Origin of the sequence: Aeromonas sp. s12, from assembly GCF_040907925.1 — a bacterium.
GTDB lineage: Bacteria > Pseudomonadota > Gammaproteobacteria > Enterobacterales > Aeromonadaceae > Aeromonas > Aeromonas veronii.
Genome location: NZ_JBFOCT010000036.1, coordinates 69,920 through 92,755, shown reverse-complemented (window position 1 = coordinate 92,755; position 22,836 = coordinate 69,920). Strand labels below are relative to the sequence as shown.

Here is a 22,836-nt window from a genome sequence, read left to right as displayed (position 1 = left end):
AACGTTTTCATTTTGTCGTCATGATCACAGAAGAAATGACAACAAACTGATTACATTGATTGGCGCTTGCTCAATTGCTCGCCACCCTACAACACAGATAGACACATCGGAGCACACATAATGAAAAAACTGACCACAGTTGCCGCCCTGCTGATGGGCATGATGGCTGGAGCCAATGCCCAGGCTGACACCCGTATCGGGGTAACCGTCTACAAATACGACGACAACTTCATGGCGGTCGTGCGCAAGGCCATCGAGAAGGAGGCGGCAGCCACTCCGGGGGTGGAACTGCTGATGAACGACTCCCAGAACGACCAGTCCAAGCAGAACGACCAGATCGATGTGCTGCTGGCCAAAGGGGTGAAGGCGCTGGCCATCAACCTGGTTGACCCGGCTGCGGCCCCGGTGGTGATTGAGAAAGCCCGTGGCGAAGATATCCCGGTGGTCTTCTACAACAAGGAGCCGAGCGCTACCGATCTGGCCAGCTACGACAAGGCCTACTACGTGGGTACCGACTCCAAGGAGTCAGGGATCATCCAGGGTCAGCTGATTGCCAAACACTGGAAAGCCCATCCGGAGTGGGATCTGAACAAGGATGGCGTGATCCAGTTCGTACTGCTGAAAGGGGAGCCGGGCCACCCGGATGCCGAAGCGCGTACCTCCTACGTGGTCAAGACCCTGAACGATGGCGGCGTCAAGACCGAGCAACTGCACATGGATACCGGTATGTGGGATACCGCGATGGCGAAAGACAAGATGGATGCCTGGATCTCCGGCCCCAACGCCAACAAGATCGAAGTGGTCATCGCCAACAACGACGGCATGGCAATGGGTGCGGTCGAGTCGCTGAAAGCTCAGGGCAAGACTGCCATTCCGGTATTCGGCGTCGATGCGCTGCCGGAAGCGCTGGCCATGGTCAAGAGCGGTGCCATGGCAGGTACCGTGCTGAACGATGCGGCCAACCAGGCTAAAGCCACCTTCGAGCTGACCAAGAACCTGGCTGAAGGCAAACCGGCCGGTGAAGGCACCAAGTGGAATATCGTCGACAAGGTTGTGCGTGTTGCCTACGTCGGTGTGGATAAAGACAACCTGTCCCAATTCGAGTAATTCCCTCCTCCAGGGCAAGGGAGATCCCCTTGCCCTTTTTTCAACCAGATGTGATGGCTGATATGACAACACAGCAACAATCAGAATGGCTGTTGGAGATGATTGACGTCAGTAAGAGCTTTCCCGGCGTCAAGGCACTCGATAATGTCAATTTACGGGTCCGTCCTCATTCTGTGCATGCGTTGATGGGCGAGAACGGAGCGGGAAAATCCACACTGCTCAAGTGCCTGTTCGGCATTTACGAGAAGGATCAGGGCAAGATCTTCTTCAAGGGGCAGGAGATCAACTTCACCTCCTCCAAAGAGGCGCTGGAAAATGGCGTCTCCATGGTGCATCAGGAGCTCAACCTGGTGCTGCAGCGTACCGTGATGGACAACATGTGGCTCGGCCGCTACCCCACCAAGGGGTGGTTTATCGACCACGGCAAGATGTATGACGACACCAAGCGCATCTTCGATGAGCTGGATATCGACATCGACCCCAAGGTGAAGGTCGCGACCCTGTCGGTCTCCCAGATGCAGATGATCGAGATCGCCAAGGCGTTCTCCTACGATGCCAAGATCGTCATCATGGACGAACCCACCTCCTCGCTGACCGAGAAAGAGGTGAATCACCTCTTCAAGATCATCAACAAGTTGAAGGATAAGGGGTGCGGCATCGTCTACATCTCTCACAAGATGGAGGAGATCTTCCAGCTCTGTGACGAGATCACCATATTGCGGGATGGCCAGTGGGTGGCAACCCAGCCGCTCAAGGGCATGACCATGGATCAGATCATCGGCATGATGGTCGGCCGTGAACTGACCCAGCGCTTCCCTGAAAAAACCAACCAGCCGAAAGAGGTGATCCTCGAGATCGAACACCTGACGGCGAAGAACCAGCCCTCCATTCAGGATGTGACCTTCAACCTGCACAAGGGGGAGATCCTCGGCATTGCCGGATTGGTGGGGGCCAAGCGCACCGACATCGTCGAGACTCTGTTCGGCATTCGCGATCGCAGCCAGGGCAGCATCAAGCTGCACGGCAAAGAGGTGGCCAACCACAACGCCCACGAAGCGATCCGCAACGGCTTTGCGCTGGTGACGGAAGAGCGCCGCTCCACCGGCATCTACTCGCGGCTCGATATCGCCTTCAACTCCCTGATCGCCAACATGGACAGCTACAAAGGCTCCATGGGGCTGCTCAGCGACAACAAGATGAAGAGCGATACCCAGTGGGTGATCGACTCCATGCGGGTCAAGACGCCGACCCAGCAGACCCAGATAGGTTCCCTCTCCGGGGGCAACCAGCAGAAGGTGATTATCGGCCGCTGGCTGCTGACCCAGCCGGAGATCCTGATGCTCGACGAGCCTACCCGCGGCATCGACGTCGGGGCCAAGTTCGAGATCTACCAGCTCATCCTGGAGCTGGCGAAGAAGGACAAGGGGATCATCATCATCTCGTCAGAGATGCCGGAATTGCTGGGGATCACCGACCGGATCATGGTGATGAGTAATGGCCGGGTCGCCGGGATCGTCAATACCAAAGAAACTGACCAGAGCGAGATACTGCGCCTGGCATCTCTGTACCTCTAGAGACAGGAAGACATTTATGGAGTCGGCTAAAAATTTCAATCTGATGCAGGCGCTCAAGGAAAACGCCATCTATCTGGTGCTGCTGGTGCTGCTCATGGTCATCGTGATCCAGGAGCCCTCCTTCCTGAGCCTCACCAACTTCAGCAACATCCTGACCCAGTCCTCGGTGCGGGTCATCATAGCGCTGGGGGTGGCGGGCATCATCATCACTCAGGGGACGGATCTCTCGGCCGGTCGTCAGGTCGGTCTGGCGGCACTCATCGCGGCAACCATGTTGCAGGCGCTGACCAACGTCAACAAGGTGTTCCCGACGCTGGGGGAGGTGCCCATTCCTGCGGTGATCCTGCTGGTGTGTGTGGTGGGGGCGCTGATTGGTCTGGTCAACGGTCTCATTGTGGCCTACCTGAACGTCACCCCGTTCATTACCACCCTGGGCACCATGATCATCGTTTACGGTATCAACTCCCTCTACTTTGACTCGGTAGGGGCCTCGCCGGTGGCCGGGTTTGATCCCCGCTTCTCCAGTTTCGCGCAGGGCTTTATCCGGATAGGAGGATTCAAGCTCTCCTATCTCACCTTCTATGCGGCCATCGCCAGCGTGTTCGTCTGGGTGCTGTGGAACAAGACCCGTTTTGGCAAGAACATCTTCGCCATCGGCGGCAACCCCGAGGCGGCCAAGGTCTCCGGCGTCAACGTGGCGGTCAATCTGGTGATGATCTATGCGCTGGCGGGGGTCTTCTACGCCTTCGGCGGCATGCTGGAAGCGGGCCGGATCGGTAGCGCCACCAACAACCTCGGCTTCATGTACGAGCTGGATGCCATTGCGGCGTGCGTGGTGGGCGGCGTGTCGTTTGCTGGCGGGGTGGGAACGGTCGCGGGTGTGATCACCGGCGTACTTATCTTCACCCTGATCAACTATGGCTTGACCTATATCGGCGTCAGCCCTTACTGGCAGTTCATCATCAAGGGCGGCATCATCATTCTGGCGGTGGCCCTGGACTCCATGAAGTACGCCAAGAAGAAATAACGATTGGCAGGGAGGGTTGGCGTTGCCAGCCCTCTCTTCTGGAGGGAACCCATGCCATTCAAGGTCAAGATTTACCTCTTGCTGCTACTGGCCATTCTGGTCACCATCGGCACCGCCGGACTCAGCGTGAATCACTTCATCAGTGGCTACATTCGCACTCAGGCCACCCACAACATCACCGAGCAGATCACTCTGGTCAAAGAGAAGCTGGCCAGCGACATCAATCAGAAGATCCTGTTGGCCGCCAACCTCAACTTCGGGGTGACCAACGTCAAGAAGATCCTGCAAGAGACCGGCTTTCACAACATCGTCAAGGTGATCGGCGACATGGCCTTCGATGTGAACGGGGTCATCAACGACAGCGCCAAAGTCGATGCCCTGCGCAAGCTGATCCCCGCCGCCAACAACCAGATCACCGTCAGCCCGCTGCAACAGGTGGATGGCAAGCCGGTCATCACCATTCTGGTGCCGCGCGGTGCCGATTCCGCCTATCTCTACTACCTCGACATGAGCGAGTTCAAGAGCCTGCTGGAGAAGATGAGTGGCGATGGCCGCTACTTCACGCTGGCCGACAGTCAGGGCAACAGCCTCTATGACAGCAAGCCGCAGGGGGAGAGCGAATCGCGCCCCAACCAGCTGGATATTCGCGGCAGCAGCTGGACGCTGACCGGCTACATCGATCTTGACTACATCCGGGCCATGACCCGGGCCCTCAACGGCCAGATCATCATGGCGCTGTGCGGCGTGGCGATCGTGGTGATGGTGCTGGCGATGCTGGCGCTCAATGTGGCATATCGCCCCATCCTCTCGCTGCGGGATCTGGTGCTGGAGCTCTCTCGCGGCAGCGGCGATCTCACCCGCCGACTGGCGGTGACCAGCAAGGATGACCTGGGCCAGATCTCGGCCGGCATCAACCGCTTTATCGAGCGGTTGCAGGAGATGATGGGGGAGGTGCGGCAGGCGAGCGGCCAGCTCAACAGCGGCATCGAGGGGTTGGCCAGCCAGACCGGCGCCGCCCAGTCCCTGCTGGCGGATCATGTACGCGAGACCGAGCAGGTGGTGACCGCCATCAACGAGATGAGCCGCACCGCGGTCTCCGTCTCCGAGAGTGCGGCCAGCACCGCCCGGCTCACCGGCCAGAGCCAGCAACTGGCGAGCCAGTCCCGTCAGGTGGTGGATCAGGCCATGGCCAGCGTGATGGCGCTGGTGGACGAAGTGGAAGCCACTGCCCGCTCCATCGAGGCGATGCAGCAGGATGTGCAGCAGATTGGCTCTGTGCTGGGGGTGATCGGCAGCATTGCCGAACAGACCAACCTGCTGGCCCTCAACGCCGCCATCGAGGCGGCCCGCGCTGGTGAACAGGGGCGTGGCTTTGCGGTGGTGGCGGACGAGGTGCGTTCCCTCGCGGCCCGCACCCAGCAGAGCACAGCCGAGATCCAGACCATGCTGGCCAGCCTGCAGCGCGGCACCCGAACTGTGGTGGAGGCCATGGGCAACACCAAGCAGAGCTGTCAGGGGGCGGCCGAGAACACTACCAGGGTCAACGAGTCGCTGGATCTGATGGCCGGAGAAGTGGTGGAGATCAACGATCTCATCAGCCATATCGCCACGGCGGCGGAGCAGCAGAGCGCGGTGGCCGAAGAGATCAATCGCAACATGAGCGCCATCGCTGAAGTGATCCGCCAGCTGACCCACAATGGCGAAGCGACGGTCGCCAGCTCTGCGGCGATGCAGCAGACCTACGACCGGCTGCGGGAGATCGTGGGTCACTTCCGGCTGGAGTGAGGCCGGTGTTCAGTCAATAACAAAACAGGGCCATCCGGCCCTGTTGTTTGTTGTTGTTTTCCTGTCTGCCTGAATCAACCGGCTTTGCGGCGCAGATAGACCCCGGCTTCCATGTGATGGGTCCAGGGGAACTGGTCGAACAGGGCGAAACGGGCGATCTCGTGGGTCTCGCCCAGTACCGCCATGTTGGCCTGCAGGGTTTCTGGGTTGCAGGAGATGTAGAGGATGTTGTCGTACTCCTGCACCAGCTTGACGGTGGCATCGTCGAGACCGGCGCGGGGCGGGTCGACGAAGATTGTGTTGCACTGGTAGCTTTTGAGATCGACCCCCTTGAGGCGGTTGAACTCTCGCTCGCCACGCATCGCCATGGTGAACTCCTCGGCCGACATGCGCAGGATGATCAGGTTGTCGACGCCGTTGGCTGCGATGTTGAACTGGGCGGAGTCGACGCTCGGCTTGGCGATCTCGGTGGCCAGCACCTTGCGGAAGTTCTGCGCCAGCGCGATGGAGAAGTTGCCGTTGCCGCAATAGAGCTCCAGCAGGTCCCCTTCGCTCCCCTTGGTCACATCCAGCGCCCAGGCCAGCATCTGCTCGTTGATGGCGGCGTTGGGCTGGGTGAAGCTGTTCTCCACCTGCTTGTAGATGAGCTGGCGACCCGCCACGTTGAGCTGTTCGATGACGAAGTCATCCCCCAGACAGATCTTCTGCTTGTGGGCGCGGCCAATCAATTGCAGCTCGAACCCCTTGGCGCGCAGATCGGCCTGCAGCACTTCGGCGGCTTGTTGCCATTCGGCCTCCAGCTTGCGGTGATAGAGCAGGCTGACAATGATCTGGCCGGACTGGGTGGAGAGGTAGTCGATCTGGAACAGCTTGCGGCGCAGCACCGGGTGTGGGCGCAGCCCCTCCAGCAGCAGCGGCATCAACTGGTTGATGAGGCGGCTGGCGGTGGGGAAGTGGTCTATCTTGATGATCTCTTTGGTCGCCGGGGCATACATGCAGTGGAAGAGGTCATCCCCTTCGTGCCAGATGCGAAATTCGGCGCGCATCCGGTAGTACTCCGCCGGTGAGCTGTGCACTTCCAGCGCCGGGAGGGTGAAGCCGGCAAACAGCTCGGTGAGGCGAGCGCGCTTTTCGTCGAGTTGGGCCTGATAGTCGGCCGCGGTTCTAGGCGCCGGAGCGTTCGCGGAAGGCTGTTGGGATTGGGTCATAAATACCTCACATGCACACCGGCCGGGCCGGGTCGAAATCGGGGGAAGGCAACAGGCCACCCAAAGGGGCCCGATTTTAAAAGCCAGCCGCAGATTGTCCAGCATTTTGTGGTCAAGAAGTGTTCAGTCAGGCCGATAGCTGATCTACAGGCATGGTGGGAGGACACATTATGCAGATCGAAGGCGTGGGCGCAGCCCAACCCAAGGGAGTGGGTGTTTCTCCCAAATCGCCCCAACAGGCGGAGCAGAAACAGGTCAAGAGCGAGGAGGAGGTCTCCTTGCACAAGCCGCCCAAGTGGGCGCAGGTGCTGATCCAGCAGGCATTGCAGTTCTCGCTGGAGATCAACGGCCAGGGCTATCAGGCTCCTAAGGTGAAAGCACCTGAGGAGATCACCCCGGAGACCTTGTTCGACTTCCAGTCGGTGGCGGACAACGTGCTGCAGTTCGTGACCGGACGGCTCGGTGCCGCGCGGGCCGATGGCAAATCCGACGACGACCTGACCGGGATGATGGAGCAGGCCCGCAAGGGGGTCGACAAGGGTTTTGACGAGGCGAAGAAGCAGCTCGGCAAGTGGGCGACTGACAACGACGATATCAAAACCGGTATCGATCAGAGCTACAAGCTGATCCAGAAAGGGCTCGAGGAGTTCGAGAAGGAGTTCTTCGGCAAGGTTTCTCCGACCGACATGGGACAAGCCGAGATGGCCAGCCGCCAGCAGGGGTATCTGGAGATCCAGACCAAGGATGGCGACAAGGTGGTGCTGCGCTTCAACGATAGCTGGCAGACCAAGTCCCAGAGCAGCGAGAGCGGCAGCCAGTTCAGCCTCAAATCGAGCCAGAGCTTCAGCTTCTCGCTGGAGGGGGATCTCAGCAGCGACGAGATGGAGTCCATCGGCAAGCTGGTCAAGGGGATCGACGAGCTGGCGGGGAACTTCTTCTCCGGCAACTTCGAGGATCTGCTGGACAAGGCAAGCGAATTGAAACTGGATGACAGCCAGCTGGCTTCCTACTCCCTCAAGCTCAAACAGAGCGTCAAGCTGAGCCAGACCTATCAGGGGGCGCACTCCCTGCAGGATCTGATCAAGCCGTTTGCCGACTATCTGCCGAAGCTGGATCAGGTGCAGAAACAGGCGGATAGCCTGCTGCCACCATCCCAGCAACAGGCGCTGACCCCGGCCGTGCTGGCTGCGCGTGGTCAGACTGACCCGGCGCAGGTCAGCAGCTTCACCAGCTTCAACGAACGCATGCTGCAGGCATTGCGGATGCTGAGCCAGTTCCAGCCCGCGACAGACCCTGCCAGCAGCGGCAAGAGTGCCTGAGTGCTTGCCATCGGGATTGATTAACTCCTGACCGGCCGTTTGCCAGCCCTTCCCGGGGCTGGCAAACTGGCCTTTTCTCCAATCCGGTTGCCCCATGAACCCCAAGAAGCCAAGAGACAAGCGCGAGCTCTGCTACCCCTTTATCTTCGAAACCTCGCTCAAGTGTGATTTTGAAATCGCCACCGACGAGCTCTGTTGTCAGGTTGGGGCCGTGCTGTCACGCCTTGCGCCGGATGCCGATACCGAGCCCATGCTGGCGGATCTCGCGGCGTTGCAGCGACTTATCTACAACCTAAACGGCTCGGTACGCGGCAAGCTGGGGATCTTCGATGCAGATCTTGAGTGGCTCAAGGCCCGTTACGACCACTACAACGAGGCGAGTCGCGGCAGCGTCACCGGTTTCGTGCTGCCACAGGGGCCGCAGCCCATCCCCACCCTCCATCTGTGCCGTTGCGGCAGCAAGAAGGTGGTGCGGCTGCTGGTCCGGCTGGAAGAGAGCGGGGTGGCCTTCGATCCCATTCTCTATCGCTTCGCCAACCTGCTGGCCAACTTCTTCTTCGTGCTCACCGTCTACCTCAAGCAGCGCTGGCAGGTGCCGGAAGTGCCCTACGTCAGCATCAACTACTGATGGCGGCAGGCAAAGAGTCAAACGTCATGGTGGATTGAACGGAATAAAAAACCGGAGCCTTGGGCTCCGGTTTTGTTTTTCAGCGCGTCAGTTGCCCGCTCAGCTGGAGATCAGCACCCTCGCCGAGTTGGCGGGGATGGTGAGCTGTACCTCGCCCTGCACCACTTCAAACTTCTCACCGTTGAAGGCGTCGGTGAAGCGGCTGGCGGGGCTGGCGGTCTGCCACAGAGGCAGGCTGATGGTGCGCGGCTCGCTCGGATGGCGGTTGCAGGCCACTACCACCTGATCGCTTTGCAGGGTACGGGCGAACACATAGCTGTGGGGCCCGGCGTAGAGGGTCTGGATATCGCCACGGCGCAGGGAGGGGCGCTGGCGGCGGATCTGGATCAGCCGGCGATAGTGGTCGTGCAGCACATGATCCCAGTCTGTGGTATCCCACGGGAAGCAGCGGCGGCAGTCCGGGTCGTTGCCGCCGGAGAGCCCCACTTCATCGCCGTAGTAGATGGAGGGCACACCGATATAGGTGAGCAGCAGAGTGGCGGCCAGCTGCATCCGCTGTTTGTCCTCTCCCAGCAGGTGGAGGAAACGGGCGGTATCGTGGCTGTCCAGCAGGTTGAACTGGGCCAGCTGGTTCTTGAACGGGATATGGGCCCGCGCCAGCTTGAGCCAGCGATCCAGCTCTTCGGCGCTGATCTTGATGGGGTGGTAGGCGATGTCCTGCCCCGCCAGGAAGGCGCGGACCGGGTGGGCGAAGCCATAGTAGTTCATGGCGCCATCCTCCTGATCCCCTTGCAGCCACTGGCTCGCCTCGAAGAAGTGTTCGCCGAGCACATAGGCGTCCGGGTTCTCCTGCTTCACTGCCCCGCGAATGGCGCGCACGTGACTGCGATTGCCCTCGGCGGTGCCGCGCTCGCCCAGCATGTGGATGACGTCGAAGCGCCAGCCGTCGATCTGGTAGGGGGCACGCATCCAGTAGCGCAGGATGGCGTCATCGGCGCGATAGACGGCGTCCTGCACCTTCTCGCAGGAGAAGTCGAGCTTGGGCAGGCTGCGAATGCCCTTCCAGCTGACGTAATCCCCTTCTTGGTCAAAGGTGTAGAAGCTGCGCCACGGGGAGTCCGGGTTGCTCTGGGCTCCCAGTGGCGGGCAGAACCAGGGGTGCTCGGTAGAGGTGTGGTTTACCACCGCATCGAGGATGATCTTCATGCCGCGCTGGTGCAGGTTGCGGGTCAGCTCGGCGAACTGCTCGTTGCTGCCGAGGTGGGCGTCCACCTTGAAGTAGTCCTGGGTGTCGTACTTGTGGTTGCTCGGCGAATCGAAGATGGGGTTGAGGTAGAGCGCCGTCACTCCGAGAGATTGCAGATAGTGCAGCTTGGCATCGATGCCCGCCAGATCGCCGCCGTAAAATTCGCAGGCGCCATGGCCCTCTTCATGACGACTGACCGGCTCGCCCCACGCTTTGCTGATCACCGCCTTGCCACGGTACTCGTACTCGTGATGCTTGACGCTCAGCGATGGATCGCCGTTGCAGAAGCGGTCGGGGAAGATCTGATAGAACACCTGATCCTGCACCCAGGCCGGTGGCTGGTGCAGGCTGTTGAAGCGAAAATGTTGCTCCCGTGGCGGCATGGACGCGCTGACGCCCGCCCCGTGCAGCCACCACTGCTCTTCGTCGGTGAGGCACTTGAAGCTGTAGAGGTGGATATCCTGTCCCTTGATGAGCGGCAGGGTCGTCTGCCACACCTGCAGCCGATCGCGGGTGGAGACCGCCGTCATCGGGATCAGGTACTCCTCGTTATCCGGCTCGTGGCGCAGCCACACCTCGCGGATCGGCGCATCCAGCTCGCTAAAAAGAGTCAATTGCAGTGCGTCGGCGCTCTCTTTGAACCAGGGCGCCACCTGGGGATGAAACAGAAACGGATGGGTCATGATGCTTATTGAGTCAGAAGATCGGCGAGGGCATTACCCTGTTCGTGCAATGTTTCGAGCTGGCCTGCCAGCGACTTGGGATCCAGTCCCAGCTGATCGGCAAGCGGTTTGGGGAAGCGGGCGATGATGGCCTGGGCAGGCACGCCCGCGTTCCAGGCGAAGGAGATAAACACGGCGAGGCGGATTAGCACCGCCTCCTTGCTGACCGGATCGTGGGAGAGCGGGTCAAGCTGTTGGGAGATGGCATCGACGAAGGCCTCGGAGAGGTTCCAGCGTCGCGCCAGCTCGGCACCGAGCTGGGCATAGTCGTAGCCCAGCATCTCCCGCTGGGCCTCGACCCGGCTGCTGCCGTTCTGGAGCGCCATGTTGATGAGCTCGGCCTCTTCCGGCAAGGTGCTTTGAATAAGCAGCTCGCCGATGTTGTGGATCAGGGCGCAGGTGAAGGCGGTCTCGGGATCCATCACCTTGGCCTCCTGGGCCAGGGTTTTGGCGATGGTGGCGACCTGGAAGGTCTCGGTCCAGAACTTGTTCTTGTCGAAGCTGGGCGGGGCCTTGAAGGTGCCGATGATGCCGGAGGCGACCACCACGGAACGCAGCCGGTTGAAGCCGAGCCGGATCACCGCCTGTTCGATGGAGGTCACTTCGTTGCCCCGGCGCAGGGCGGCCGAGTTGGCCATCCGCAGCACTTTGACGCTGATCACCTGATCCATGGCGATCTTGGCCGCAATCTCGTCGATGCGGGCATTCTCGTCGTTGAAGCTCTGCATCAACTCATGCAGCAGCTTGGGAATAGTGGGGAGTTGTTTGATCTTGTCAAACAGGCGATCCATCGACATGGCTGAGGCAGCCTCCATTGCGAACTCTGCCTCATATTGTGCCACAGCCGGACAACATGTTCCTGTTTGTGATGCGGCTTTGTGAGCGCTAGAACACCCAGTCGCGCAAGGTGTATTCCAAACGGTGCTGTTTGCCCTGCAGGATCAGGTTCTGACTGGTGCCGCTCAGGGTCGCCCCCTCGGTAAGGGTGGTCAGTACAGCCTGTTCGATAGTGTCGAGCGGTGGCATGCAGGCCATTTCGGTGCTGCCCAGACTGGTGACCCACAGTTTGTCATCTTCCAGATGGCCCTGACCGAAGTAGCGGTTGCAACCGGCGATGCCGTTGACGGTGAAGTGCTCGCCGATCTCGAAATCGGGGGGATTGTCGCGGGGGGCCTCGATCGGTTGGCCATCCAGTTTGCTCAGTACCCAGTGGTGGTGTTGCAGATCTTGCTGAACAAAGGCGGTCGAGCTGCAGCCAGCGAGCAGTAACAGGGGGATCAGCAAAAAGGGCAATCTGGGCATGAGGGGGCTCCGGTTGGGGGAGCGTCAAGAATACCCTTTTTGGGCAGTCGGGAGCAGGGCGGGAGAGGGGACGACCGACCGCTTTTGTCGCCCCTTGCCCCGCACGACTGTCGCTTAATGGCAACACACGGGTGATGTTGCCATCAATTTACGCTATCTCAGGGATCAGTTGGCGAACAGCCGATCGGCATAACGGGCAAGACCCGCGGCCACCGAGCCGAAGTCATCCCCCCCCTCAAGCGGGATGGACGGGAGCTTCTGGCGGATAAAGCTGGCGATCAGCGGCGAGCGGGCGCTACCGCCGGTGACGAAGATGCGATCCGGCTGCACACCGGCGGCGGCAATCGCTTCGTCCATCAGCTCGCCAATCTTCTCCAGCAGCAGGGCCGAGGCGTTGGCCAGCTGTTCGCGGGTCAGTTCCGCTTCCAGCCCTTTTTCCAGCTCGGCCAGCGACTGGCGATTGAGTTCCTGCTCCGAGAGGGCGATCTTGCCCTGCTCGGCACGCCACACCAGCTGGTGGCTCAGCTTGTGGGCCCGCAGGCTGGCCAGACGCCCCAGCTTGCTGCCGGGCTGGCTGTCGAGCTGCAGATCCTGCAGCTGGCGGGCGGTGTCGAGGCTGTAGAAGCGGCTCTGGGCGCTGACGTCGTTGATGGCGGCCGCATCCCAGAACAGCGGGTGGGGCAGCGGCTTGCCGGTCTTGAGGGTCTCGTGCATGCCGAGCAGCGGCATCATCCCCTCCACCGTCAGGCGGATGTCGAAGTCGTTGCCGCCGATCCTCTGGCCGCTGTGGCCGAGCAGATCGCCGCTGCGATCCAGCTGATCTCGGTAGCCGGGGCCCATCCGCAGCATGGAGCAGTCGGTGGTACCGCCACCGATATCCACCACCAGCACCACGGCGTCTTCGGTGAGGCGCGCCTCGAATTCAAACCCGGCGGCCACCGGCTCATAGAGGAACTCCACCTGCTCGAAACCGGCCAGACGGGCCGCCTCGGTCAGGATGGCGATAGCTTGCTGGTTACTCTCTTCCCCCGCCAGACCCTGGAAGTTGACCGGACGGCCGATCACCGCCTGGCGGATCGGGGCGCCGAGCTGCTGCTCCGCCTGCTGGCGGACATGGAGCATCATGGCGCAGACGATGTCTTCAAACAGGGCGATCTGGGGAGCCTTGAGGCCATAGGCGCCGAGGAAGGATTTCGGCGATTTGATGTAGTAGCCATCGTCTGGCTCTTCCAGATAGCGCTCCAGCGCGGCACCGCCGAAGCTCAGCTCGTCGATCAGTCCCTCTTCGCGCATCTGGCGACGAACCGTCTGGGCGCGGGTGACCACGGGGCCACGCAGCTTGAGGTACTCCGCCTGCTGGGCGGGGGCCAGCCCTTCGGCCAACAGACCGGCGATGGCATCCCGGTGGGGGGCATGCAGGGTGGAGGGGAGATAGCGGGATGCGCCAAGATTCAGCAGCCTGGGGCTACCTTGTTCCATCACGGCCACGGCACAGTTGGAGGTGCCGTAATCAAATCCGATAAACATGGGCGCCAGACTCCTGAATAAAAAAGGGGGGCTAGCCTACCCGAAGGCGCCGGGTCTCACAACCCGGCGCGTGACGAAGAGAGGGCGAGCCCTTATTCCACTTCGTTGTCGCAGCGGCCCTGGCTCTCGATGGCGCGGATATTGCCGAGGGTGGTATCGGCGATGGCGTGCAGCGCCTCGCGGGTCAGGAACGCCTGATGGCCGGTGAACAGCACGTTGTGGCAGGCAGACAGGCGGCGGAACACGTCATCAGTGATCACTTCGTTGGACTTGTCGGAGAAGAAGAGATCCTCTTCCTCTTCGTAGACGTCCAGCCCCAGCGCGCCAATGCGGGAAGTCTTGAGCGCCTCGATGGCGGCATTGGAGTCGAGCAGGCCGCCACGGCTGGTGTTGATGATCATCACCCCGTCCTTCATCTTGGCGAACGCCTCCTTGTTCAACAGGTGGTAGTTCTCTTTGAACAGCGGGCAGTGCAGGCTGATGATGTCGGACTGGCGGAACAAGGTATCGAGATCAACGTACTCGGCACCCAGCTCGATGGCTGCCGGATTCTGGTAAGGATCGTTGACCAGCAGGCGAACCCCGAAGCCCTTGAGGATGCGCAGGGCGGCCAGACCGATCTTGCCGGTGCCGATGACGCCAACGGTCTTGCCATGCATGTTGAAGCCGACCAGCCCTTCCAGCGAGAAGTTGGCGTCGCGGGTGCGCTGATAAGCCTTATGGATGCGGCGGTTGAGGCACATCATCATGCCGACAGCATGCTCGGCGGTCGCCTCGGGGGAGTAGGCGGGCACTCGTACCACTTTCAGCCCCAGCTCTTTGGCAGCGGCCAGATCCACGTTGTTGTAACCGGCGCAGCGCAGGGCGATCACCTGGGTGCCGTTGGCAGCCAGTTCGGTCAATACCTCGCGGTCAGCATCGTCATTGACGAACAGACACACCACCGGGAAGCCGTGAGCCAGTCGGGCCGTTTTGGCCTCCAGCCGCACATCGAAAAACTCCAGGTCGAAGCCGTACTGGCTGTTGGCCTGGTTGAAATGCTCTTTGTCATAGCTCTTGGTACTGAATACGGCGACTTTCATGGTATGTGCTCCGCAGCGTGTGTGTCGTCAAATTACAACAAAATGGGTCAGCTATCACCGGACAAACTGGCTGGTTATTGTCCCCACGGCATAATGGGAACGGCGCTGACTGCACTCTTGTACGAACCATCCACCAGTTTGGTGCTGTAGGTCAGGTAAACCAGTGCATTGCGTTTTTTGTCGTAAAAACGCACCACTTTCTGCTCCTTGAACACCAGCGAGGTGCTGACATCGAACACCTCTTCCCCCGCCTTCAGCTTTTCGGGCAGGGTGATGGGGCCGATCTGGTGGCACGACAGGGAGGCGTGGGAGGGATCTTCCGCCAGGCCCAGCCCGCCTTTGACGCCACCTGTCTTGGGGCGCGCCAGATAGCAGGCGACGCCGTCGATGCGCGGGTCGTCGAACGCCTCCACCAGGATCTTGTGGTTGGGGCCAAACAGCTTGAAGGCAGTGCTCACTTCACCGACCGGGTCGGCCTTGTCGGCCAGCGCCGGGCCGGCAAACAGGGCCCCCAGCAGCAGGGGCAGGGCGCGGCGCAGGGCATTATGTCGCGTGTGGTTATGTGTCATGGTCTCTCCTGTTGGCCTGGCACTCCTCAATAGGGAATGCCCAGGCGACGATAGAGGCTGGCAAGCACCCAGGCGGGGCCTATCAGCAGAAATTGCAGGTCAGCGAGGAAGGAGGGGCGTTTGCCCTCGATCTTGTGGCCGACAAACTGGGCTATCCAGAGCAGCACGAACGCTGCCACGGCCGGCCACAACAGCGGCCCCTGCCATTGGTGGCAGATCCACAGTCCCAGTGCGGTCAGCCCGGCCATCCCCGCGAACAGCGAAAACGACAGCTGCAGATAGAACAGCAGCACCGGAATGGCTGCCACTGCCGCCCAGTTGAGTGGCTCTGGCAAGGGCCCGTGTGGCAGACACCAGAGCAGCGCCAGCGAGCAGAGATAGATGCCCGGCACCGCCAGCTTGTGGATGGCGACGTTGACCGGATGGCGATGACTCTGGCCATACTCCGCAAACCACTCCTGGATTCCCTTCATGGCACCTCCCTGGCGCACTGTGTTCTCGCAGCCTGACCTTCGTGGTCAGGCGCTCGGGATGCTTATCCCTGCGGTGGATACTCCCAATATTGGGCTGGAATGGATTTTAGCAACGGGGTCATATCCGGATTGGGCAGGGCGATGGTGACCCGCTGATCGAGGTTGGCGCTGGCGAGCGCTTCGCGGATCTTGGGGTTGTCATTGAAGAACTTCATAAAACTGCCATCGGCATAGGCCCGCTCCAGCCCGGTCTGAATCGCCTTGGCCAGCTTGGGGTATTCGGGGCTGACGAAGAAGAACTGGGCGAAGGGGTAGCGGATCAGCAGATGCTGCTCGATAGCGAGGTTGGGATACTGCGCCACCAGCTCGCTGCGCTCGGCGAAGATCTCCACCAGGGCGCGCGGGAAGAAGTCGATCTTGTCGCCATCGTTGATAAGGCGAAACAGGCTGCTGTATCGGCCGGAGAAGGTCGGGATGCCCGCATTTTCCAGAATTTTGTTATCGGCCCAACCGACCCCTTGCGCCGCCTTCAGCTGTTTGAGGTCGGCCAGGGTATTGATCTGGTTGAACTTCTCTTGGGCATCCGCGTGGATGAAGGACAGCCGCAATCCTTCCAGCCCGCGAAACAGCGGAATGGGGACGGCAATCAGGGAGGATTCGAGCTCGCTGGAGGTGCCCATCCAGAAGACGTTGATGGTCTTGCCCTTGCTCAGCTGCTGCTGGAGGGTGAACTGGTTGAGGTCGAGTTCGACAGGCTGGATGCGAAAGGGTTGCCCGGAGCGGGTCAGGGCCAGTTCCAGCAGCTTGTACTGGTACTCCTGGTCAAGATTGTTGACGGGACGGCTGGGGACCTTGACCGTCAGAACCTGTGCTTGTGCCAGCAGTGGCAGGCACAAACACAGCTTGATGAGCCATTTCACTCTCTGTTCTCCTGTAGATTCCGGAAGGTGTCCGGAGTCTAACAGAACTTGTCACCATCTTGCTGCGAGGCGTTGTGCAAGGTTTGAGCGCAGGGCCCTGCCTTGCTGGCGTCTGTTGCACCAGAATGGTGACGGTTCTTCGAAGAATCAGGCGACGCGACGGAACACGTGGGTATCGTTAAATTCCTTGGTGCTCTGGCATTCGACGCAGAAACGGGATTCCGGACGGGCATGCAGCCGCTTGAGGGAGATCTCGTCACCGCAAGATTCGCAGTAACCAAAATCCCCTTCGCTGATGCGCTTCAATGCGCCCCGCAGCTTGCGCAGGTGCAGCTTGTCGTGCTCGATGCGGTTCAGCTCCAGACGGCGGGCTTCCTCGATACTGGCACGGTCAATTTCATCAGCCATCTCGTTGGTGTCGGTGGCGATGGCCTGGCTGGCCTGGGAGTTCAGGCGCTCTTCGAGCTCGACGATCTGTCGCTCGATCTGCCCCTTGTAAAAGGCCAGTTGGTCTTCAGTCATGAAATCACACATACGATTAACTACCAGTCAGTTTACTAACCCAATTATCCCTGTTTATGGGGGCTGTCTGCCTACAGACCAAGCCCTTGTATCCCGATTTGCACCTGTTTCATGCAAGAGAGTGCAAATCAGGGCGGGCCTTGTACCAAAAAAATGCAGCCAAGCAAAGCAAATAGGATAAGGATTGTGCGCCCTTGCAAAAAAATGGTCCGTTCCTGCGGGGGATTGGTCGGGATCTGGCGCCTGCTTCACCCTCTGTTGGCATCGCCTTTGCAACGATGAGAAGGGTGGGTTTCGTACGGATTTAAGTGTTTAGTATTTGGTGCCGCCTTGGTCATTATATGCGCCGTTATTTATAGTTTTTTAAACACGCCCGCTTGACATTGCCCTTAATGGCGGGCTTTTATGGTGATGTTGATTACAATTTTATAACAAGGGTGTTCCATATATTAGACACCCTTGCCAATGGCAACCGTAAAGTCGGGGTTTAACATGGACAGTATCAAAGGCTGGATGGAGAGCAATCGCATCACGGAGGTGGAGTGCCTGTTCCCGGATTTCACCGGCAACGCCCGGGGCAAGATCATCCCAGCCAACAAGTTTTTGCGTGAAGGGGGCATGCGTCTGCCCGAGGTGATTTTCACCCAGACGGTGACCGGCGAATATCCGGATGACGACAGCATGATCGACCCGCTGGAGCGGGACATGCAGCTCTATCCCGACCCCAACACCATCCGTTTTGTCCCCTGGGCGCTGGAGCCCACTGCACAGGTGATCCACGACTGTTTCGACGTCAACGGCAAGCTGATCGACATCGCGCCGCGCTCCGTGCTGCGTCGGGTTCTGTCATTTTATGAGAAGCAGGGCTGGAAGCCGGTGGTGGCGCCCGAGCTGGAATTCTATCTGGTCACCCGCAACGAAGACCCCGACTATCCGTTGGTGCCGCCGGTCGGTCGCAACGGCCGCCCTGAGACCGCCCGCCAATCGTTCAGTATCGATGCGGTCAACGAGTTCGACCCCATTTTTGAAGACATGTATGACTACTGCGAGGCGCAGGAGCTGGAGGTGGATACCCTGATCCACGAGTCGGGCGCCGCCCAGATGGAGATCAACTTCCTGCATGGTGATGCCATCGATCTGGCGGATCAGGTGTTCCTGTTCAAGCGCACAATGCGTGAGGCCGCTCACCGCCACGGCATCTATGCCACCTTTATGGCCAAGCCGATGAGCGACGAACCGGGGTCGGCCATGCACATCCACCAGAGTCTGGAAGATGTGAACGGCCACAACCTGTTCGGTACCCCGAATGGCGGCAACAGCGAACAGTTCATGCACTTCATTGCCGGTTTGCAGAAATACACCCCGGCGGTGACCGCCCTGCTGGCCCCCAACGTCAACTCCTACCGCCGCCTCACCTTTGGCGAGAGCGCGCCGCGCAACGTCCAGTGGGGCGTAGAGAACCGCACCTGCGGCCTGCGGGTGCCCTTCTCCGACCCGAGCGCACGGCGGGTGGAGAACCGCTTCGCCGGTGCCGATGCCAACCCCTATCTGGCGCTGGCCGCCACTCTGGCCTGTGGCTATCTCGGCATGATGGAGAAGCTGGAGCCGCTGCCGGAGATGAAGTCGAGCGCCTATGACCTGCCCTACAGCCTGCCCCGCTCGCTGGAGGAGGCACTCAGCCATCTCGAACAGTGCGAGCCCATCAAGGAGATGCTGGGTGAGCGCTTCACCCGCGCCTTCGTCGCGGTCAAACGCAAAGAGTACGAGACCTACTTCGGGGTGATCAGTCGCTGGGAGCGGGAGTTCCTGCTGCTGAACGTCTGATCCCCCTGTAACGGGGAGGTCGGAGTCGGCCTCCCCGATCCCTGTATCGAAGAGACCTGAACGCAAGTCAGGTGGCGGCATGCCACCTGTGAGTGGTTGTGGCCGAAAGAGCGCTGCGACCTGGATTGATTAACGATTGAATCTTGCCAAATCGAAGGCGCAGGGGAGTAACGAATGCAGCAGACACGCCGTGAGTGACTGTGGCTGCAAACGTGCCAACGCACCTGACTATTTGACGACTGAATATTGCTAAATCGAAGGAACCGAGGAGCAACAAATGCAGCAGACAACCCGTGAGTGGCAACAACTGGATGCCAGCCACCACCTGCACCCCTTTACCGACTTTCAGGCCCTGAACAAGAAGGGCTCGCGCATCATTACCAAAGCCAGCGGTGTCTATCTGGAAGACTCCGAGGGCAAACGCATTCTCGACGGCATGGCGGGCCTGTGGTGCGTCAATATGGGCTATGGCCGCCAGGAGCTGGTGGATGCCGCTACCCGCCAGATGCAGCAGTTGCCCTACTACAACCTCTTCTTCCAGACCGCTCACCCGCCGGTGATCGAGCTGGCGACCCTGCTGGCCGAGGTGACGCCAGCCCATCTCAACCACGTCTTCTTCACCGGCTCCGGCTCCGAGTGCAACGATACCGTGCTGCGGATGGTGCGCCACTACTGGGCCAGCAAGGGTCTGCCTGACAAACAGGTGATCATCAGTCGCCATAACGCCTATCACGGCTCCACCGTGGCGGGGGCGAGTCTGGGCGGCATGAAGGGGATGCATGCCCAGGGCGGACTGCCCATTCCCGGCATAGTGCACATCGATCAGCCCTACCACTTCGGTGAGGGGCAGGGGATGAGTGCCCACGAGTTCGGGCTGGAGCGGGCTCGCCAGCTGGAGCAGAAGATTCTGGAGCTGGGGGTGGACAAGGTGGCTGCCTTTATCGGCGAGCCGATCCAGGGGGCGGGCGGCGTCATCATTCCGCCCGACAGCTACTGGCCAGAGATCCAGCGCATCTGCGATCACTACGGCATCCTGCTGATCGCCGACGAGGTGATCTGCGGCTTTGGCCGCACCGGCCACTGGTTTGCCAGCGAAGGGTTTGGCATCAAGCCGGACCTGATGTGTCTGGCCAAGGGGATCACCTCCGGTTATCTGCCGCTCGGCGCAGTGATGGTGAGCGACCGGGTTGCCAAGGGGCTGGTGGAGGAGGGGGGCGAGTTCAACCACGGCTTCACCTACTCGGGTCATCCGGTCTCTTGCGCCGTGGCGGTGGCCAATATCCAGCTTATGCAGAATGAGAGCATAGTTAAGCGAGTGCATGATACTATCGGCCCCTATTTGCAGCGCCGCTGGGCGGAGCTGGCCGATCATCCGCTGGTGGGAGAAACCCGAGGCAAAGGATTGGTCGCCGCGCTGGAAATCGTTGAGGACAAGCAGACCAACCGGCGTTTTCCGGCTCAGGCAAATGCGGGGATGACTTGCCGGGAGTTCTGCTTTAACAATGGCTTGGTGATGAGGGCGGTAGGCGATACCATGATCATATCGCCCCCCTTGGTCATCACCGAGGAACAGGTTGATGAATTGGTCGATCTGGCCAGGCGCAGTCTGGATCTGACAGCCGCAAAGCTGAAGGGTTGAGGTGGGTCGGGCAGGTTGGCATGCGCATACAATTTGCTTAGGAGACAAGGATGATGTCTTTCAAAACAGGAGTGATCGCTGCCTCTGTGGCTCTGGTCATGGCAAGTGCCGGAGCAATGGCTGAAGAGAAGGTGCTGCACGTCTACAACTGGAGCGACTACATAGCGCCGGATACCCTGGATAACTTCCAGAAGGAGACGGGGATCAAGGTGGTCTATGACGTGTTCGACAGTAACGAGGTACTGGAAGCCAAGTTGCTGGCGGGTAGCTCGGGCTACGACATCGTGGTGCCATCCAACCCCTTCCTGGCCAAGCAGATTAAGGCGGGCGTGTTCCAGAAACTGGACAAGTCCAAGCTCTCCAACTGGCAAAACATGGATGTCGACCTGCTCAAGGCGCTCGAGCCGAGCGATCCGGGCAACCAGTACTCCATCCCCTATCTGTGGGGCACCATCGGATATGCCTACAACGCCGAGAAGGTGAAAGCCGTGCTGGGGGCCGATGCCCCGGTCAACTCCTGGGATCTGGTGTTCAAGCCGGAGAACATGGCCAAGTTGAAAGAGTGTGGCGTCTCCTTCCTCGATTCCCCGACCGAAATGCTGCCGGCTGCCCTGCAATATCTGGGCTTCAAACCGGATAGCCAGAAACCGGCCGAGCTGAAGAAGGCTGAGGAGCTGTTCCTCTCCATCCGTCCCTATACCGCCTATTTCCACTCCTCCAAGTACATCTCGGATCTGGCCAACGGCAACCTCTGCGTCGCAGTCGGTTACTCCGGTGACTTGCAGCAGTCCAAGGCGCGGGCAGCCGAGGCCAAGAATGGCATCGCGCTCACCTACACCATTCCGAAAGAGGGGGCAGGCAGCTTCTTTGACATGATCGCCATTCCGGCGGATGCCAAGAACGTCGAGGCGGCCCACACCTTCATCAACTACCTGATGAAGCCGGAGGTGATCGCCAATATCACCAACGTGGTGCAGTTCCCGAACGGCAACAAGGCGGCGACCCCGCTGGTGGATGAGGCGATCCGCACCGATCCGGGTATCTACCCCGATGCGGCGACCCTGCAGAAGATCTACACCTTCCCGGATCTGCCGGCCAAGGTGCAGCGTCTGATGACCCGCAGCTGGACCAAGATCAAGTCCGGCAAGTAAGTAACGAATGCCCCTCCCGGTCCGCAGTTCGGCCGGGAGGGTAGTGATGCCATCCATCCGGATGGGCCGCGCGAATGGATGCGCAGACGGTCAACCACTGAAACAGGAGAACTGACACCGTGAATACAACCAGATTGCTAACCATAGCGCTGACCATGGGATTGGCGAATGTGGCCCAGGCTGCCCCTGTGCTGCACTTCTACAACTGGTCTGACTATATCGGTGAGACCACCCTCAGCGATTTCCAGCAGGCGACCGGGATCAAGACCGTCTATGACGTGTTTGACTCCAACGAGACCCTGGAAGGCAAGTTGCTGACGGGGCGGACCGGTTACGATCTGGTGGTGCCCTCCAATAATTTCCTGGCCAAGCAGATCAAGGCGGGAGCCTTCCAGAAACTGGATAAATCCCTGCTGCCCAATCTGGCCAACCTGGATCCCGTGCTGCTCAAGCAGCTCGACAAGGTGGATCCGGGTCATCAGTTCGCGGTGCCCTATCTGTGGGGGACCAACGGCATCGGCTACAACGTCGACAAAATCAAGGCGGTGCTGGGAGTCGACAAGATTGACTCCTGGGCCACCATCTTCGAACCGGAAAACATGGCGAAACTCTCTCGCTGCGGCGTCGCCTTCCTCGACTCTGCCGATGAGATGATCCCTGCAGCCCTCAACTACCTCGGGCTCGATCCCAACAGTCATGCGACGGGGGATATCAAGAAAGCCGAGGCGCTGCTACTCAAGGTGCGGCCCTATGTGGCCTACTTCCACTCCTCCAAATACATCGGCGATCTCGCCAATGGCGACATCTGCGTGGCGGCCGGTTTTTCCGGCGACATCCTGCAAGCCGCTGCCCGCGCCGATGAAGCTGGCAAGGGGGTGAAAATTGCCTACAGCATTCCGAAAGAGGGGGGCAATCTCTGGTTCGACATGATGGCGATCCCGTCCGATGCCACCAATGTCAAAGAGGCGCACGCCCTCATCAACTACGTCCTGCAGCCCGAAGTGATCGCCAAGGTCAGCGACTATGTGGGCTACGCGAATCCCAACTCAAGGGCGGGCGAGTTTATGGATGAGGCGGTGCGCAACAATGAGGAGGTTTATCCCCCTCAGGCCGTGCTGGAGCGACTCTATGTGCAGGAAGCACATCCCCGCTCGGTACAGCGTCTAATCACCCGGAGTTGGACCAAGATCAAGTCCGGTACCTAACCTTGG

General features: G+C 60.1%; 20 protein-coding genes. 10 read left to right on the top strand and 10 right to left on the bottom strand.

The window, feature by feature from the left end; genetic code table 11:
• The first annotated feature begins 120 nt into the window (after positions 1-120).
• From mglB to AB5Y67_RS18775, 4 genes are read left to right on the top strand one after another with little or no spacing between them, the layout of a single operon-like run.
• The gene (gene mglB / locus AB5Y67_RS18790) at positions 121-1,107 is read left to right on the top strand and encodes a galactose/glucose ABC transporter substrate-binding protein MglB (RefSeq protein WP_005340747.1); all 987 of its coding nucleotides are present in this window, start codon (positions 121-123) and stop codon (positions 1,105-1,107) included.
• A 53-nt stretch (positions 1,108-1,160) separates the two neighbouring features.
• Positions 1,161-2,681 carry a galactose/methyl galactoside ABC transporter ATP-binding protein MglA gene (gene mglA, locus AB5Y67_RS18785; RefSeq protein ID WP_033136359.1) on the top strand — a complete coding sequence of 507 codons (1,521 nt, stop codon included), beginning with the start codon at positions 1,161-1,163 and terminating at the stop codon, positions 2,679-2,681.
• Positions 2,682-2,697: 16 nt separating this feature from the next.
• The gene (gene mglC, locus AB5Y67_RS18780) at positions 2,698-3,708 is read left to right on the top strand and encodes a galactose/methyl galactoside ABC transporter permease MglC (protein WP_005342585.1); all 1,011 of its coding nucleotides are present in this window, start codon (positions 2,698-2,700) and stop codon (positions 3,706-3,708) included.
• Positions 3,709-3,759: 51 nt separating this feature from the next.
• Positions 3,760-5,493, top strand: a complete 1,734-nt coding sequence (locus AB5Y67_RS18775; RefSeq protein WP_325794110.1) for a methyl-accepting chemotaxis protein — start codon at positions 3,760-3,762, stop codon at positions 5,491-5,493.
• A gap of 74 nt (positions 5,494-5,567) precedes the next feature.
• Here the strand turns inward: AB5Y67_RS18775 and trmA are convergent, their stop codons facing one another.
• Positions 5,568-6,701: a tRNA (uridine(54)-C5)-methyltransferase TrmA gene (trmA, locus tag AB5Y67_RS18770; protein ID WP_042081769.1), complete on the bottom strand. Its 1,134-nt coding sequence runs from the start codon at positions 6,699-6,701 to the stop codon at positions 5,568-5,570.
• Positions 6,702-6,871: 170 nt separating this feature from the next.
• Between trmA and AB5Y67_RS18765 the strand changes: the two genes are divergently transcribed.
• Positions 6,872-8,020 carry a DUF5610 domain-containing protein gene (locus AB5Y67_RS18765; RefSeq protein ID WP_123172143.1) on the top strand — a complete coding sequence of 383 codons (1,149 nt, stop codon included), beginning with the start codon at positions 6,872-6,874 and terminating at the stop codon, positions 8,018-8,020.
• Positions 8,021-8,114: 94 nt separating this feature from the next.
• Positions 8,115-8,648, top strand: a complete 534-nt coding sequence (locus tag AB5Y67_RS18760) for an ATP--cob(I)alamin adenosyltransferase (RefSeq protein ID WP_075116198.1) — start codon at positions 8,115-8,117, stop codon at positions 8,646-8,648.
• A gap of 99 nt (positions 8,649-8,747) precedes the next feature.
• On the opposite strand, the gene malZ is transcribed toward AB5Y67_RS18760, so the two are convergent.
• The 9 genes from malZ to AB5Y67_RS18715 all read right to left on the bottom strand — a co-directional run bounded on the left by malZ (position 8,748) and on the right by AB5Y67_RS18715 (position 17,023).
• Positions 8,748-10,577 carry a maltodextrin glucosidase gene (malZ, locus tag AB5Y67_RS18755; protein ID WP_123172144.1) on the bottom strand — a complete coding sequence of 610 codons (1,830 nt, stop codon included), beginning with the start codon at positions 10,575-10,577 and terminating at the stop codon, positions 8,748-8,750.
• Between the two features lie 5 nt (positions 10,578-10,582).
• Positions 10,583-11,431, bottom strand: a complete 849-nt coding sequence (locus tag AB5Y67_RS18750) for an HDOD domain-containing protein (RefSeq protein WP_123172145.1) — start codon at positions 11,429-11,431, stop codon at positions 10,583-10,585.
• A 70-nt stretch (positions 11,432-11,501) separates the two neighbouring features.
• Positions 11,502-11,918, bottom strand: coding sequence for an META domain-containing protein (locus AB5Y67_RS18745; RefSeq protein ID WP_064339147.1), 417 nt, complete (start codon positions 11,916-11,918; stop codon positions 11,502-11,504).
• A gap of 165 nt (positions 11,919-12,083) precedes the next feature.
• Positions 12,084-13,445 (bottom strand): molecular chaperone, encoded by a 1,362-nt coding sequence (gene yegD / locus AB5Y67_RS18740; RefSeq protein ID WP_123172146.1) that lies wholly within the window; start codon positions 13,443-13,445, stop codon positions 12,084-12,086.
• Between the two features lie 92 nt (positions 13,446-13,537).
• Complete coding sequence (locus tag AB5Y67_RS18735; protein WP_005340720.1) at positions 13,538-14,527, bottom strand: 2-hydroxyacid dehydrogenase; 990 nt, start codon at positions 14,525-14,527, stop codon at positions 13,538-13,540.
• A 74-nt stretch (positions 14,528-14,601) separates the two neighbouring features.
• Positions 14,602-15,096: a CreA family protein gene (locus tag AB5Y67_RS18730; RefSeq protein WP_005355485.1), complete on the bottom strand. Its 495-nt coding sequence runs from the start codon at positions 15,094-15,096 to the stop codon at positions 14,602-14,604.
• Between the two features lie 26 nt (positions 15,097-15,122).
• Positions 15,123-15,569 (bottom strand): DUF962 domain-containing protein, encoded by a 447-nt coding sequence (locus AB5Y67_RS18725; protein WP_123172147.1) that lies wholly within the window; start codon positions 15,567-15,569, stop codon positions 15,123-15,125.
• 62 nt (positions 15,570-15,631) lie between these two features.
• On the bottom strand, positions 15,632-16,489 hold the full coding sequence (locus AB5Y67_RS18720) for a hypothetical protein (RefSeq protein WP_069555513.1): 858 nt from the start codon (positions 16,487-16,489) through the stop codon (positions 15,632-15,634).
• A 147-nt stretch (positions 16,490-16,636) separates the two neighbouring features.
• Complete coding sequence (locus AB5Y67_RS18715) at positions 16,637-17,023, bottom strand: TraR/DksA C4-type zinc finger protein (protein WP_005356952.1); 387 nt, start codon at positions 17,021-17,023, stop codon at positions 16,637-16,639.
• Positions 17,024-17,503: 480 nt separating this feature from the next.
• Between AB5Y67_RS18715 and AB5Y67_RS18710 the strand changes: the two genes are divergently transcribed.
• The 4 genes from AB5Y67_RS18710 (at position 17,504) to AB5Y67_RS18695 (ending at position 22,830) form a co-directional block, all read left to right on the top strand.
• A complete protein-coding gene (locus tag AB5Y67_RS18710; protein ID WP_013723370.1) occupies positions 17,504-18,835 on the top strand; it encodes a glutamine synthetase family protein in 1,332 nt (443 codons plus the stop codon).
• 277 nt (positions 18,836-19,112) lie between these two features.
• Positions 19,113-20,474, top strand: coding sequence for an aspartate aminotransferase family protein (locus tag AB5Y67_RS18705; RefSeq protein ID WP_199427783.1), 1,362 nt, complete (start codon positions 19,113-19,115; stop codon positions 20,472-20,474).
• A 53-nt stretch (positions 20,475-20,527) separates the two neighbouring features.
• Positions 20,528-21,625 carry an extracellular solute-binding protein gene (locus tag AB5Y67_RS18700; protein WP_080771396.1) on the top strand — a complete coding sequence of 366 codons (1,098 nt, stop codon included), beginning with the start codon at positions 20,528-20,530 and terminating at the stop codon, positions 21,623-21,625.
• Between the two features lie 119 nt (positions 21,626-21,744).
• Positions 21,745-22,830 carry a polyamine ABC transporter substrate-binding protein gene (locus tag AB5Y67_RS18695; RefSeq protein WP_159162692.1) on the top strand — a complete coding sequence of 362 codons (1,086 nt, stop codon included), beginning with the start codon at positions 21,745-21,747 and terminating at the stop codon, positions 22,828-22,830.
• Positions 22,831-22,836 lie beyond the last annotated feature (6 nt).